At 71.2% G+C, this 13,444-nt stretch carries 15 protein-coding genes; 3 read left to right on the top strand and 12 right to left on the bottom strand.

Going from position 1 to position 13,444, the window contains the following annotated elements; genetic code table 11:
* Positions 1-19 precede the first annotated feature (19 nt).
* The 4 genes from CG736_RS22880 to sodN form a co-directional block, all read right to left on the bottom strand.
* The gene (locus tag CG736_RS22880; protein WP_369880299.1) at positions 20-898 is read right to left on the bottom strand and encodes an RNA polymerase sigma factor SigF; all 879 of its coding nucleotides are present in this window, start codon (positions 896-898) and stop codon (positions 20-22) included.
* A 136-nt stretch (positions 899-1,034) separates the two neighbouring features.
* Positions 1,035-1,448 (bottom strand): anti-sigma regulatory factor, encoded by a 414-nt coding sequence (locus CG736_RS22875; protein ID WP_100588057.1) that lies wholly within the window; start codon positions 1,446-1,448, stop codon positions 1,035-1,037.
* A gap of 172 nt (positions 1,449-1,620) precedes the next feature.
* Positions 1,621-2,100, bottom strand: coding sequence for a GNAT family N-acetyltransferase (locus CG736_RS22870; protein WP_100588056.1), 480 nt, complete (start codon positions 2,098-2,100; stop codon positions 1,621-1,623).
* Positions 2,101-2,302: 202 nt separating this feature from the next.
* Positions 2,303-2,698: a superoxide dismutase, Ni gene (sodN, locus tag CG736_RS22865; protein WP_043915979.1), complete on the bottom strand. Its 396-nt coding sequence runs from the start codon at positions 2,696-2,698 to the stop codon at positions 2,303-2,305.
* Between the two features lie 104 nt (positions 2,699-2,802).
* Between sodN and sodX the strand changes: the two genes are divergently transcribed.
* The gene (gene sodX / locus CG736_RS22860; protein ID WP_255419026.1) at positions 2,803-3,210 is read left to right on the top strand and encodes a nickel-type superoxide dismutase maturation protease; all 408 of its coding nucleotides are present in this window, start codon (positions 2,803-2,805) and stop codon (positions 3,208-3,210) included.
* Positions 3,211-3,217: 7 nt separating this feature from the next.
* Here the strand turns inward: sodX and CG736_RS22855 are convergent, their stop codons facing one another.
* The 5 genes from CG736_RS22855 to CG736_RS22835 all read right to left on the bottom strand — a co-directional run bounded on the left by CG736_RS22855 (position 3,218) and on the right by CG736_RS22835 (position 7,910).
* Entirely contained in the window at positions 3,218-3,814 is a 597-nt protein-coding gene (locus CG736_RS22855) for a CGNR zinc finger domain-containing protein (protein WP_100588055.1), read from the bottom strand.
* A 124-nt stretch (positions 3,815-3,938) separates the two neighbouring features.
* Positions 3,939-4,691, bottom strand: coding sequence for an amino acid ABC transporter ATP-binding protein (locus tag CG736_RS22850; RefSeq protein ID WP_043916818.1), 753 nt, complete (start codon positions 4,689-4,691; stop codon positions 3,939-3,941).
* Positions 4,692-4,732: 41 nt separating this feature from the next.
* Positions 4,733-5,695, bottom strand: coding sequence for an amino acid ABC transporter permease (locus tag CG736_RS22845; RefSeq protein ID WP_198520581.1), 963 nt, complete (start codon positions 5,693-5,695; stop codon positions 4,733-4,735).
* Between the two features lie 35 nt (positions 5,696-5,730).
* Positions 5,731-6,675, bottom strand: a complete 945-nt coding sequence (locus tag CG736_RS22840) for an ABC transporter substrate-binding protein (protein WP_100588054.1) — start codon at positions 6,673-6,675, stop codon at positions 5,731-5,733.
* Between the two features lie 305 nt (positions 6,676-6,980).
* Complete coding sequence (locus tag CG736_RS22835) at positions 6,981-7,910, bottom strand: ABC transporter substrate-binding protein (protein ID WP_100588053.1); 930 nt, start codon at positions 7,908-7,910, stop codon at positions 6,981-6,983.
* Between the two features lie 567 nt (positions 7,911-8,477).
* On the opposite strand from CG736_RS22835, the gene CG736_RS22830 reads away from it, so the two are divergent.
* Positions 8,478-9,671 carry an NADP-dependent malic enzyme gene (locus CG736_RS22830; RefSeq protein ID WP_100588052.1) on the top strand — a complete coding sequence of 398 codons (1,194 nt, stop codon included), beginning with the start codon at positions 8,478-8,480 and terminating at the stop codon, positions 9,669-9,671.
* Positions 9,672-9,984: 313 nt separating this feature from the next.
* Entirely contained in the window at positions 9,985-10,947 is a 963-nt protein-coding gene (locus CG736_RS22825; protein WP_100588051.1) for a zinc-binding dehydrogenase, read from the top strand.
* A 69-nt stretch (positions 10,948-11,016) separates the two neighbouring features.
* Here the strand turns inward: CG736_RS22825 and CG736_RS22820 are convergent, their stop codons facing one another.
* The 3 genes from CG736_RS22820 to CG736_RS22810 form a co-directional block, all read right to left on the bottom strand.
* On the bottom strand, positions 11,017-12,036 hold the full coding sequence (locus CG736_RS22820) for a PadR family transcriptional regulator (RefSeq protein ID WP_100588050.1): 1,020 nt from the start codon (positions 12,034-12,036) through the stop codon (positions 11,017-11,019).
* Position 12,037: 1 nt separating this feature from the next.
* On the bottom strand, positions 12,038-12,931 hold the full coding sequence (locus CG736_RS22815) for a DUF4097 family beta strand repeat-containing protein (protein ID WP_100588049.1): 894 nt from the start codon (positions 12,929-12,931) through the stop codon (positions 12,038-12,040).
* A 221-nt stretch (positions 12,932-13,152) separates the two neighbouring features.
* Positions 13,153-13,332, bottom strand: coding sequence for a DUF6104 family protein (locus CG736_RS22810; protein ID WP_043915988.1), 180 nt, complete (start codon positions 13,330-13,332; stop codon positions 13,153-13,155).
* Positions 13,333-13,444 lie beyond the last annotated feature (112 nt).

Here is a 13,444-nt window from a genome sequence, read left to right as displayed (position 1 = left end):
CGGCGCGTTTACGGGCCGGTCACTCCTCGACCAGCAGCTTCTCGCGGAGCTGGGCCAGGGTGCGGGCCAGCAGCCGGGAGACGTGCATCTGGGAGATGCCGACCTCGGCGGCGATCTGCGACTGCGTCATGTTCCGGAAGAACCGGAGCACCAGGATCTTCTGCTCCCGGGGCGGGAGTTGGGCCAACAGCGGCTTCAGCGACTCGCGGTACTCGACGCCCTCCAGCGCCTCGTCGGTGGCGCCCAGGGTGTCCGCCACGGCCGGGGACTCGTCGTCGCTGTCCGGCACGTCCAGGGACAGCGTGGAGTACGCGTTGGCGGACTCCAGGCCCTCCAGCACGTCCTCCTCGGAGATGCCCAGGTGCTCGGCCAGCTCGTGCACCGTGGGGGAGCGGCCGTGCCGCTGGGACAGCTCGCTGGTCGCCGTGGTCAGCGACAGCCGCAGCTCCTGCAGCCGGCGCGGCACCCGAACCGCCCAGCCCTTGTCGCGGAAGTGCCGCTTGATCTCGCCGACGATGGTGGGCGTCGCGTAGGTGGAGAACTCCACGCCCCGCTCGTGGTCGAAGCGGTCCACCGACTTGATCAGGCCGATGGTGGCGACCTGGGTCAGGTCGTCCAGCGGCTCGCCGCGGTTGCGGAACCGGCGGGCCAGGTGCTCGACCAGCGGGATGTGCATCCGGACCAGCTGGTTGCGGATCTCCACCCGCTCCGCCGATCCCTCCGGCAGTTCGGACAGCCGCACGAACAGCGCCCGGGCCGCCTCGCGGTCGGGCGCGCCACTGCGGTGCCCGTGCTGCGCCGGGACGGTCGAGCGGACGGCCTCGGCGGCGGCCGCCGGGCCGTCCTCCTCGGGCTCGGCCGCAGGCCGCTCGGGCTTCGGGTCGGTCGGCTGGCTCATCCGGCTGGGGTCCTTCGGGAGGGCTTCGTCAGGGGTGGCGGTGCGGGCAACGCTGGCCTGCGGAGGTACGACGGCAACTGTGCGGTCCAGATCACTCACGGCGATCACCCGTTCCGTTCCGAGAACACGTCACTACCTACGGCTGGCCCGGCGACCCGCCGCGCTTCTTGTGCAGGCTGATGGAGACGGTGTTGTCCACGGCCACCGTGGAATCCACCTCGCCGGCCAGCGCGGAGAGCACCGTCCAGGCGAAGGTGTCCCGTTCCGGGGCGCGTCCGTCGGTCGTCGGTGCGGACACGGTGACCCGCAGCGCGTCGCCGACCAGGCGGAACTCGCAGCTCAGGATCGAGCCCGGAACGGCCTGTTGGAGCAGGATCGCGCACGCCTCGTCCACCGCGATGCGGAGATCCTCGATCTCGTCCAGGGTGAAGTCCAACCGTGCCGCGAGGCCGGCCGTGGCCGTCCGCAGCACCGAGAGGTAGGCGCCCGCCGCGGGCAGGCGGACCTCAACGAAGTCCTTCACTCCGGGCTCGCCGTCGATCTGGGACACCCTCACCTCCTGGGTGACGCTCGGTGCTCGGGGCCCGGAGACCCGCGGCACCACTACTGGCATCGGTTCAACTGCCTTGTGCCCCGAGACGTTACCGCGCCCGGGGCCGGTCTGTCGTGATCTCCGTCCACCGTCACGGGAACGAGGGATCAGAGTTCGAACAGGGCTGCCTTCAACGGGGCGTGGAGCCCAGCTCGACGAGGGCGTCGTCGGTGAGCCGGAAGACCGTCCACTCGTCCATCGGGACCGCGCCCAGCGACTTGTAGAAACCGATCGACGGCTCGTTCCAGTCCAGCACCGACCACTCCATCCGGTGGTAGCCGCGCTCCACGCAGATCCGGGCCAGTTCGGTGAGCAGCGCCTTGCCGTGGCCTCCGCCGCGCTTGTCGGGGGAGACGTACAGGTCTTCCAGGTAGATGCCATGAGTGCCGCGCCAGGTCGAGAAGTTGCGGAACCACAGCGCGAAACCGGCCGGTGCGCCCGACTCGTCCTCGGCGATCAGGCCGAACAGGGCCGGGTGCTCGCCGAACAGCGCGTCGTGCAGCTGCTCCTCGGTGGCCCGGGCCTCGTGCAGGGCCTTCTCGTAGTCGGCGAGCTCGCGGATCATGGCGTGGATGACGGGGACGTCGGCGGAAGTCGCGGTGCGGATCATACGATCGAGCGTACTCATCTCCCCCCTCCTTCCGGAAAGCCCCGCCACCCGGGAATCTGCTGTATGCCCAGGACGGAGCCGGGAAAACCCCGGGGCCGGACGGGCCGCGGCCGGGGCCGGGGAAACGCGGAACCCGGCCGCCGGGCCCCGGGGCGGGGGCAGTGGCGGCCGGGTTCCGGCAGGAGCGAGGGCTGACGGGGCGTCAGGCCTTCTTGGTCTCCCAGAAGATGGCGTCGATCTCGGCGATCAGGTCCAGCAGGGCCTGGCCGGTGGCCGGGTCGGTGGACGCCTTGGCGGCCGAAGCGGCCTTGCCCGCACGGTTGAACAGGTCGTGCAGGCCCGGGTAGGCCTCGAAGTGCGGGGCCTTGAAGTAGTCGGTGTGCAGCACCGAGAGGTGGTGCTTGACCAGCTCGGCGCGCTCCTCCTTGATGACGATCGCGCGCGCACGGAAGTGCGGGTCCTCGTTGGCCTGGTACTTCTCCTGAGTGGCCTTCACGGACTCGGCCTCGATGCGGGCCTGAGCCGGGTCGTACACGCCGCAGGGCAGGTCGCAGTGCGCGTGGGCGGTGACCCGCGGAGCAAACAGACGAGAGAACATGGGGGTCCTTCCTTAGATCGTCTTCCCGGGCCCGACATTACCCTCACGACGGGCCGAATTCGCCGTCGCCCCGGGGGCCTAGGGCAAAAGAAGGAGTGGGAATCGTGCGATATGGGACACCGCTCGGCGTGGCCGACATCGCCGGACCGTCGATGCGCCGGCTGCTGTCCGACGGCGACCGGGTGCTGGTCCGCTACGGCGCGCCGCTGCGGCCCGGCGCGATCGCGCTGTTCCGGCACCCGCTGCAGCAGGACCTGCTGGTGGTGAAGCGGGCGGTGGGGCGCCGGCCCGGCGGCTGGTGGATGCTCTCCGACAACCCGCTGGTGCGCACCGACAGCCGCGAATACGGCGCGGTGCCGGACGAGTTGGTGCTCGGCCGGGTGCTGCTGCGGCTGGCGCCCCGGCCGGCCTGGCTGGCCCCGGGGCGCGGTCTGGAGCGCGTGCTGCGCGGCCGCCCGGCGTGGCTGGCCGAGCGGCTGGGCGTCAGCGCGCCGGTGGAGACGGAGCTCTGACGGCGGCTCAGTCCTGGCCGGCCTCCGCCAGCGCGCGCTGCGCCTCCTGACGCTTGCGGGCCCGGTAGGCGGCCACGTTGGCGCGGGTGGCGCAGCGATCCGAGCAGTAGCGGCGGGAGCGGTTGGTGGAGGTGTCCAGGTAGGCGTTGCGGCAGGGCGCGGCCTGGCAGATGCCGAGCCGGTCGACGCCGAGCTCGGTGAGGTGGATGGCCAGCCCCATGCAGGCGACGGCGGCGTAGTTGGCGGCCGCGGTGGGCGCGTTGTCGGCCAGGTGCAGGTGCCAGTTGGGGCGGCCGGTGTCGTCCAGGTCGTCGTGGCCGGAGACCAGCGGGCTGACCGGGTACTCCACCATCAGACTGTTCAGCAGGTTGACGGCCCGGACGTCCTCGCCGTCGGCGGCGGCCTCGAAGACGCCGCGCAGCCGGGTGCGGACGCCGCGCAGCCGGGGCAGGTCGGCCTCGTCGGCGAGTGCGGACGCCCGGGCGGAGGTGCTGCCGAACAGGGACCGGACGGTGTCCACCGAGGTGAGGGTGTCGGTGCCGCGGTCCGGCTCCTCGCTGTTGACCAGCCGAACGGCGAAGTCGGCGTACGAGGCGAGATCCACGGGGGTCCTTCCGAGGCGGGATGTAACGGGCTCAAGGACTCCAGGGTATTACAGGTGGGCGTGGACGCGCCGGTGCCCGCCGCACGCGGGGGCGTGCGACGGGCACCGGGGGAGCGGAAGCGGGTCAGAGCACCTTGGACAGGAACGCCCGGGTGCGCTCGTGCTGCGGGTTGGTGAGCACCTCGCGCGGGTGGCCGGACTCGACCACCACACCGCCGTCCATGAACACCAGGGCGTCGCCGACCTCGCGGGCGAAGCCCATCTCGTGGGTGACCACGATCATCGTCATGCCCTCCTCGGCCAGGCCGCGCATGACGTCCAGCACCTCGCCGACCAGTTCGGGGTCGAGCGCCGAGGTGGGCTCGTCGAACAGCATCAGCTTGGGCTGCATGGCCAGCGCCCGGGCGATCGCCACCCGCTGCTGCTGGCCGCCGGAGAGCTGGGTCGGGTAGTTGCCGGCCTTGTCGGCCAGTCCGACCCGCTCCAGCAGGGCCATCGCCCGCTCCTTGGCGGCCGCCCGGTTCTCCTTCTTGACCTGCACCGGCGCCTCGATGACGTTCTCCAGCGCGGTCATGTGCGGGAACAGGTTGAACCGCTGGAACACCATGCCGATGTCCTGGCGCTTCAGCGCGACCTCGCGGTCCTTCAGCTCGTAGAGCCGGTCGCCGCGCTGCTGGTAGCCGACCAGGTCGCCGTCGACGTACAGCCGGCCGGCGTTGATCTTCTCCAGGTGGTTGATGCACCGCAGGAAGGTGGACTTGCCGGAGCCGGACGGGCCGACCAGGCAGAACACCTCGCTCTGCTTCACCTCCAGGTCGATGCCCTTGAGCACCTCGACCTGGCCGTACGACTTGTGCACGCCCTCGGCCTTGACCATCGGACGGGCGTCGGCGGTCACCGGCGGCTTGGTCAGGTCGGTCATGCCTGGCTCCCTTCGTCCGACACCGGGGCGGCCTTGGCGGCGGGCGTGCCGCCGAGCAGGGCGCGGATCCGCTGGATCGGGGTGGGCGGCAGCGTCCGGTTGGCGCCCCGGGCGTAGTGCCGCTCGATGTAGTACTGGCCGATCGTCATGACGGAGGTCATCAGCAGGTAGTAGATGGACACCGCGATCAGCACCGGCACGGTCTGGAACGTGCGGGCGTAGATGTCGTGACCGGCGGTGAACAGCTCGACCAGCGCGATCACCTGGACCAGCGAGGTGTTCTTCAGCATCGAGATGGTCTCGTTGCCGGTCGGCGGGATGATCACCCGCATCGCCTGCGGCAGCACGATCCGGCGCATGGTGGCGGCCTTCGACATGCCGAGCGCGTGCGCGGCCTCGGCCTGCCCCTCGTCCACCGACTGGATGCCGGCCCGGACGATCTCCGCCATGTAGGCGGCCTCGTTCAGCGCCAGGCCGAGCAGCGCGGCGGTGAACACCGGCACCAGGGTGTTGGAGGACTCAGAGAAGAACGACGGGCCGAATGGGATGCCGATCGACAGCTTCGGCCACAGGAAGCCGATGTTGTTCCAGAACACCAGCTGCACCAGCAGCGGGGTGCCGCGGAAGATCCAGATGTAGAACCAGGCCGTGCCGGACAGCACCGGGTTGCCGGACAGCCGCATGACGGCCAGCAGGACGCCGCCGATCACGCCGATCACCATCGACAGGACGGTCAGTTCGATGGTCACCCAGATGCCGTGGAGCACGGTCTGGTCCTGCATGGTCCGCCAGACCACGTCCCACATGAAGGCGGGGTTGTAGATCAGGGCGTGCAGCAGCATCGCGGCGAGGACGGCGATGACCGCGACTCCGGCCCAGCGTCCGGGGTGGCGGACCGGGACGGCCTTGATGGCCTCAGACCGTCCCGATGTCACCGACCCCTGGTCGGTCTTGTTCACGTGATTACCTCGTCAGGGGCTCGGGCGGCGGAGGGTCAGCTCTTGGCGGCGTTGATCTCGGACGTGGTGACGGCGCCGGCGGAGACGCCCCACTTGTCGAGGATCGTCTTGTAGGTGCCGTCGGCGATCAGCGCGGTGATCGCGCCCTGGACGGCCTTGGTCAGCTGGCTGCCCTTGTTGACGATGGCGCCGTACGGGGCGGAGTCGTAGGTGTCGCCGAGCTTCTCCAGCTGGCCGCCGGTCTGCTTCAGCGCGTAGTCGACGACCGGCGAGTCGGCCAGCATCACCTGGTCGCGGCCGGCCATCAGGGACTGGGTGACGTCCGTCTGGAGGGTGAACTTGTCGCCGTCGTTCGGGATGGTCGGCTTGCCGGCCTTGACGCAGTCCGGGTTGCGGGTGTCCTTGACCTCGTCGGCCTGGGTGGTGCCGGTCTGCACCGCGACCTTCTTGCCGCACAGGTCCTTCGGGTCGATCTTGTCCGGGTTGCCCTTCTTCACGGCGGCGGCGGAGCCCGCGGTGAAGTAGGTGATCATGTCGACGGTCGCCTCGCGCTCCTTCGTGTCGGTGAAGGAGCTCATGCCGAGCTGGTACTTGTTCGAGGAGATGCCCGGGATGATCGACGTGAAGTCGGCGTTCTGGACGTCCGCGGTCAGGCCCAGCTTCTGGGCGATGGCGACCGCGAGGTCGATGTCCATGCCGACGATGGCGCCCTTCTCGTCCTTGAACTCGTTGGGCGCGTAGGACGCGTCGGCGGCGACCACGAGCTTGCCGGAGGACTTGATGTCGGCCGGGAGCAGCGCGGCCAGCGCAGGGTCGGCGGAGGCGGCCGGGACGGCCTGGGTCGGTATGGCCGCGGGGCCCGCGGCGCCGGCCGAACCGGAGGAGCTGGTGGTGCTGCCGCACGCGGTCAGGAGCAGGGAGCCGGTCGCGAGGACGGCAGCGGCGGCGATCAGCCGGGTGCGCGGGGTACGAGCGGTCATGAGGGGGATCTCCTCCTGGGGAGTCGGACGGGGCCTGCGCCGCTGGGGGGAGCGGTGCGGTACAGCGTGGTCGGTGCTCGCCACCCTCCGCCGAGGTGACAGGTGGATCCGATGTGTGGGGGAATCCTGCCACCGTGCAGGGCTGATCGGGCCTCGGATCAGATCAAAATCGGATAACAGGACCACCATGTGTCCGCTATTCGGACCATTACCCTGACCATGTCACATGACGCATAAGTATGCATCATGGGCGTGCCGGGGCCCGGAACCGCCACCGGTCCGGGCCCCGGCCCGCCCACCGACGGCTAGAAGCCGCCGTTCACCACCGCGTTCTGCGCCGCCCCGGAGGACAGCCCCCACTTCGCCAGGATCTTGTCGTACTCACCGCTGCGGATCACCCGGTCGAGCGCCTTCACCAGGACGTCCCGCAGCGCGGTGTCCTCCTTCGACAGCACGATCCCGTACGGCCCCGCCTGCATCTGCTCGCCCGCCACCTGGAACTGCGCCCCACCGCGCCCCTGCTGCGCCGCGTACGCCGCAGCAGGCGTGTCACTCAGGTCCGCGGCCGCCTTGCCCTGCGCCACCAGCGCCAGCGCCTGGTCGTCGGTGTCGGTCTGCTGCATCGTCAGCTTCTTGTGCGCCTTGTCGCACACCGCGGCCTGACGCTCCGCCAGCACCGCCTGCACGGTCCCGCGCTGCAGTGCCACCGTCCGCCCGCACAGGTCGTCCAGCGTGCCGATCTTCTGCGGGTTGCCCTTGGCCACCACGATCGAGGTGCCGGTGACGAAGTAGTCCACGAAGTCCACGCCGGAGTTCATCTTCATGCCCTTGGCGTCGGTGCCGTCCCGGCGCTGGAGGTTGTCCGTCATCCCCGACATCACCACGTCGAACTCGTGCGCCTGCAACCCCAGGAACAGCCGCTCGAACGGCGTCTCGGCGAACTGCACCCGCACCCCCAGCGCCTGGCCCAGCGCGTTCGCCAGGTCGACGTCCAGGCCGTCCGGCTTGCCCTCCGCGGTCTTGAAACCGATCGGGGCGTACTTCAGATCGGTGCCGATCCGCAGCACTCCCGAGCTGCGCACCGGATCGGGCAGCTGCCCGTGCAGGTCGGCGGGCGCCGGACCGCCCGAGGACGAGCTGCCGCAGGCGGTCAGCAGCAGCAGCGAGCCGGCCGCCGCGGCGATGGCGAGCCGCTGTCTTGCGGGGGAGTCGGAGGAATGAGTGGCCAACGACATGACGTGCTCCTGTGGGAGAGGCGGTGCGGGCCTCCGTCGCCGTGCGCGGGTTGTGCGCGGCCGGGCGCGGTGGGCGGTCCGGACGCGGACCCGAAAGGCGCGGGAACGTCCGGACAACGGTGGTCGAACACCGGATACTGCCATCCCCTCCGGCCGACTCCGGTGGCGGGTGTGTCAGAATCTGCTATCGGGTGACCCCCGACGCAGAACTCAGACCGCCGGTTCGCCACAGGGCCGGGGTGCGCAGGAACGGAAGCCGTCACCGGCTCCGTATCCGAGGCACCAGCTTCCTTGCGTGTCTGCGTTCACTCCTGCGAGTGCCTGCGGACCCCTCGCTTCGGGGGCCACGCGGAACAAGACGGACCCGGCGGAACGGTGCGATGCCGGCGTCCCGACGAAACAGCGCAGAACACCGAAAACCCTCACCCGAGGGCGCCCGCCCGACGGCAGCGCCCCGACCCGGCCACGGGTGCGCCACCGACGGCGTGCCCGTCCTTCGCGCATCGGCGCGCGAGCGGGTCGAAGTCCGTCGGAAGGCGCGCCTTCGCCTATGACGAAGAGGTCATTGTGGCAGCGGAGATCATCACCGACACCCAGAGCACGGACGACCCGGTCGACGCCGTCTTCGCGCTGCACCGCGGCGGCAAGATGGAGGTCCGGGCCACCGTTCCGGTGCGCGACGCGGACGACCTGTCCCTCGCGTACACCCCCGGCGTCGCCCGGGTCTGCACCGCCATCGCCGAGAAGCCCGAACTGGTCAACGACTACACCTGGAAGGCCAACACCGTCGCCGTCGTCACCGACGGCACCGCGGTGCTCGGCCTCGGCGACATCGGCCCCGAGGCCTCGCTGCCCGTCATGGAGGGCAAGGCCATCCTGTTCAAGCAGTTCGGCGGCGTGGACGCGGTCCCGATCGCGCTGGCCTGCACCGAGGTCGACGAGATCGTCGAGACGGTCGTCCGGCTGGCCCCGTCCTTCGGCGGCGTCAACCTCGAAGACATCTCCGCCCCCCGCTGCTTCGAGATCGAGAAGCAGCTCCAGGAGCGGCTCGACATCCCGGTCTTCCACGACGACCAGCACGGCACCGCGATCGTCACCACCGCGGCCCTCTGGAACGCCGCCAAGGTCACCGGCCGCGAGATCGGCGACCTGCGGGCCGTCATCTCCGGCGCCGGCGCGGCCGGCATCGCCATCGCCAAGATGCTGGTCGCGGCCGGCATCGGCGACGTCGCCGTCTGCGACCGCCGCGGCGTGGTGTACGAGGGCCGCGGCGACCTGACCGACGCCAAGGCCGAGATCGCCGCACTCACCAACCGCACCGGCCGCAAGGGCAGCCTCGCGGACGCCCTGAACGGCGCGGACGTCTTCATCGGCGTCTCCGGCGGCACCGTCCCCGAGGAAGCCGTCGCCACCATGGCGCCCGGCTGCTTCATCTTCGCGATGGCCAACCCCACCCCGGAGATCCACCCCGAGGTCGCCCACCGCTACGCGGCCGTCGTCGCCACCGGACGCTCCGACTTCCCCAACCAGATCAACAACGTGCTGGCCTTCCCGGGCATCTTCGCCGGCGCGCTGTCGGTCCGGGCCAGCCGGATCTCGGAGGGCATGAAGCTCGCCGCCGCGAAGGCCCTGGCGGGCGTCGTCGCGGACGAACTGACCCCGCAGAAGGTCATCCCGTCCCCCTTCGACGAGCGCGTCGCCCCGGCGGTCACGCGGGCGGTCGCGGACGCGGCGAAGGCGGAGGGCCTCGCCCGGCTGTAACGCAGGTGGTTGCGAAGACAGGGGCGCGTGGGGGCACCTCCCAGTCCGCTGGGGCTGGGGGGAGAACTGCGCGACAAGCGCACACCGGTCCGTAAGGTCGCGACCAACGGCAAGTCATTGCCCGCGTCGCGATCTTGCGGACGGGGTGCCTTCCGCTTCGCGCAGTTCCCCGCGCCCCTGGGTTCGCACCCTCTGGTTGTGCTCCCTTGGTTGTGCTCGCCGGTTGTGCGCTTCTCCTGCCGTCGCGCAATATGCGTCGTCTCACAGTGGGTCGTGGTTAACAGCCGGGCGGCCGCAGGGCTATGGTCCGGGCATGTTTGCTGCCTATGCCGCCCGTATCAGTCCTGACGATCTGTTGAGCGCGCTGGAGCTGGGCGAGGTGCCCGAGCCGGAGGTGCGGCCGGGGTGGAGCGTGGTGACGGTGAAGGCCGCCACGTTGAACCACCACGACCTGTGGTCGTTGCGGGGGGTGGGGCTGCCGGCCGAGCGGTTGCCGATGGTCCTCGGGTGCGACGCGGCCGGGGTGGACGAGCACGGCAACGAGGTGGTGATCCACTCGGTGATCGGGCAGAGCGGTCACGGGGTGGGCCCGGACGAGCCGCGGTCGATCCTCACCGAGCGCTACCAGGGGACGTTCGCGCAGCGCGTCGCGGTGCCGACGTGGAACCTGCTGCCGAAGCCGAAGGAGCTGAGCTTCGAGCAGGCGGCGTGCCTGCCGACGGCGTGGCTGACGGCGTACCGGATGCTGTTCACCAACGCGGGCGTGAAGCCGGGTGACACGGTGCTGGTGCAGGGGGCCGGCGGCGGGGTGTCGACGGCGCTGGTGGTGCTGGCGAAGGCGGCGGGGCTGCGGGTCTGGGTGACGGGCCGGGACGAGGCCAAGCGGGCCCGTGCGGTCGAGTTGGGCGCGGATGCCGCGTTCGAGAGCGGCGCCCGGCTGCCGGAGCGGGTGGACGCGGTGATGGAGACGGTGGGCGCGGCGACCTGGTCGCACTCGGTGAAGTCGCTCCGTCCGGGCGGGACGATCGTGATCTCGGGGGCGACCAGCGGGCCGAGCCCGAAGGCCGCCGAGCTGAACCGGATCTTCTTCCTGGAGCTGAAGGTGGTCGGTTCGACCATGGGCTCCAAGGAGGAGCTGGCCGGTCTGCTGGCGCTGTGCGCGAATTCCGGGGTGCGGCCGGTGATCGACTCGGTGCGGCCGCTGGCGGAGGCCCGCGCGGCGTTCGAGCAGCTGGAGCGCGGGCAGGTGTTCGGCAAGCTGGTGCTGACGCCCTGAGCAGGCGAAGAGCCCCTGGCCCTCCCCCGGCCCCGAGGGGGTTGGGGGAAGGCCAGGGGCTCTTCGGGCTCAGCGGCGCCGGTGCAGGGCGCCGGCCGCGGCGGCCAGTGCCTGCTGGGCGCGGGCCAGGCCGGCGGCGTCCACGCCGCGGTCGCGGGCGGTGTCGCGGACGTGGTCGCGGAAGCGGTCGAGCAGGCGCTCCAGCTCGCGGGCCGGGTCGCCGGCCGGGTCGGTGCGGGCCCAGTCCGGCAGCTCGGCGTCGGACTTGTCGAGGTCGATCCGGACGGCTTCCGCTGCGGTCGGCGATTCGGCGGTCGGCGATTCCGCGGCCGGCGTCTCGGTGCTGCCCCAGCGGGCGGCGTCGGCCAGCGAGCCGAGGCCGCGGGTGAGTTCGGCCAGGCCCTCGGCCAGGCCGGTGGACCAGTCGCCGTGCGAGGTGTGCTCGCGGACCTGTTCCTCGATCCGGCGCTTGAGCCGCAGGGCTTCCTGCTGGGCGGCGGTGCGGGCGGCCTTGGACTGCTCGCGCAGCCGCTTGGCCTCGGCCTCGGCGGCCTTGGCCTGCTGGCGGGCCGCCTTCTCCTGCTCCTTGGCGCGGCGGGCCTGTTCCTTGGCCTCGGCCTTGAGCTGGGCGAACTGCTCCTTGGCGCGCTGCCAGGACTCCTTGTTCTGCCAGGGCGTGGCGAACGGGTCGCCGGCGGCGGCCGGGGTGTCCTTGGCCTGCTGCCAGAACTCGGCGCGCAGGTCCTTGGCGCTGTCCCGGACGTCCTGCCGGATGGCGCCGGCCAGCTGGCCGACCGAGTCGTGGATCTCCGCCTCCAGGGCCTCCAGCTCGGCCTGGCGGGAGGCGAGTTCGGCGCGCCCGGTGTCGGTGAGCCGGTAGACCTTGCGGCCGCCCTCGGTGGTGTGGCTGACCAGGCCTTCGGCCTCCAGCTTGGCGAGCCGGGGGTAGACGGTGCCCGCGGAGGGCGCGTACAGGCCGTGGAAGCGCTCCTCCAGCAGGCGGATCACCTCGTACCCGTGCCGGGGGCTCTCGTCGAGCAGCTTCAACAGGTACAGGCGGAGCCGGCCGTGGCCGAACACCGGGGTCATCTCAGACCTCCTTGGTCAGGTCGAGCGGGCCGGCGGTCAGTTCCTTGGCCGGCTGGTCCTCCTCGGCGTCGGGACGGCGCTGGACGGTGACCGCGCCGGTGACGGTGGTCACCTGGAGGCGGCCGGCGCCGGAGCCGAGCTGGCCGGAGAGCTTCTTGGAGCCCCAGCCGCCACCGACGCTGAGCTCGGCGAACGCGCTGGAGAGGGTGCCGCTGGTGGTGCCGGCCTCGACCTTGGCGTCGGCGAACGAGGGCAGTCGGACGCCGACCGGGCCGGAGACGGTGGTGACGCCGATGTCGGTGGGGGTGGCGGCGTCCAGGTCGAGGGTGACCGCGCCGGACACCGAGTGGGCGCGGATCCGGGTGGCGCTGCCGGCCACCAGGGTGACCGCGCCGGAGACCGTGTTGACCTTCAGCTCGCCGGACAGGCCTTCGGCGTCCACGTCTCCGGAGACGGTGTTGGCGGAGACCAGGCCGGTCAGCCCGGCGAGCGTGGTGTCGCCGCTGGCGCCGTGCACGCCGACCTCGCCGGCGATGCCGGAGACGGTGGCGTGGGCGGAGACCGTGCCGACCTTGACCGCGGCGGCGGCCGGGACGGCCACCGTGAGCTCGACGCGGCGCTTGCGGCGCAGGCCGGAGAAGTAGGACTTCACGGTCTGCACGGACTTCGCGGCCTCGCCGAACTGGGCCCAGCTGAGGTCCTTGTAGGTGACGGTGAGCTCGCCGTCGACCAGGGTGACCTCGATCGGCTCGCCCTCCAGGGCGGCCACTTCGAGGCGGGCCGGTCCCTCGGTGGGGACCACGTTCACGGTGCCGTCGACGGCCCGCACGTGCAGGATGTGCACGGTCTCGTCGAAGGTGATGGTCTCGGTGCTGTCTACCGTCCGCTGGAACATGTCCGGCTCCCCGTCCTCCCATACGCGATGTATCGCGTTGTCGTTGGTATTTACGATATATCGCGTCGGGCGGAAGTCAAGGCGCTCCGACCCCGATCCGGACCCGGACCGCACCCCGGCCGACCCCGACCCCACCCCCGAGGCGCGACCCCGGGGCCGCCCGGAAGGACGACGGCCCGGAAGGCGGAAAACGCCTTCCGGGCCGCGTTGCTGACGGTGCGTCAGTCCTCGTCCTCGTCGTCCAGCCGGGCCAGCCAGGTGGCCAGCCGTTCCACCGGCACCTCGAAGTCGGGGTTCAGGTCGACGAACTCCTTCAGGCGCTCGGCCAGCCACTCGAAAGTGACCTCCTCCTCGCCTCGCCGGCTCTCCAGCTCCTCGATGCCGCGGTCGGTGAAGTACACGGTTACTCGCTCCGGTGGTGGTTCTGGTACGCCGTCGCCCAGGATAGTGCGCCGCCCGGGAACGGGTGCGGCCCCCGCCCCCGGAGACCGGGGACGGGGGCCGACAGGGCCG

This window comes from Kitasatospora sp. CB02891, assembly GCF_002803145.1.
GTDB classification, from domain to species: Bacteria; Actinomycetota; Actinomycetes; order Streptomycetales; family Streptomycetaceae; genus Kitasatospora; species Kitasatospora griseola.
Note: the sequence above shows the minus strand (reverse complement) of the source record. Positions and strands in the feature narration are given on the sequence as shown.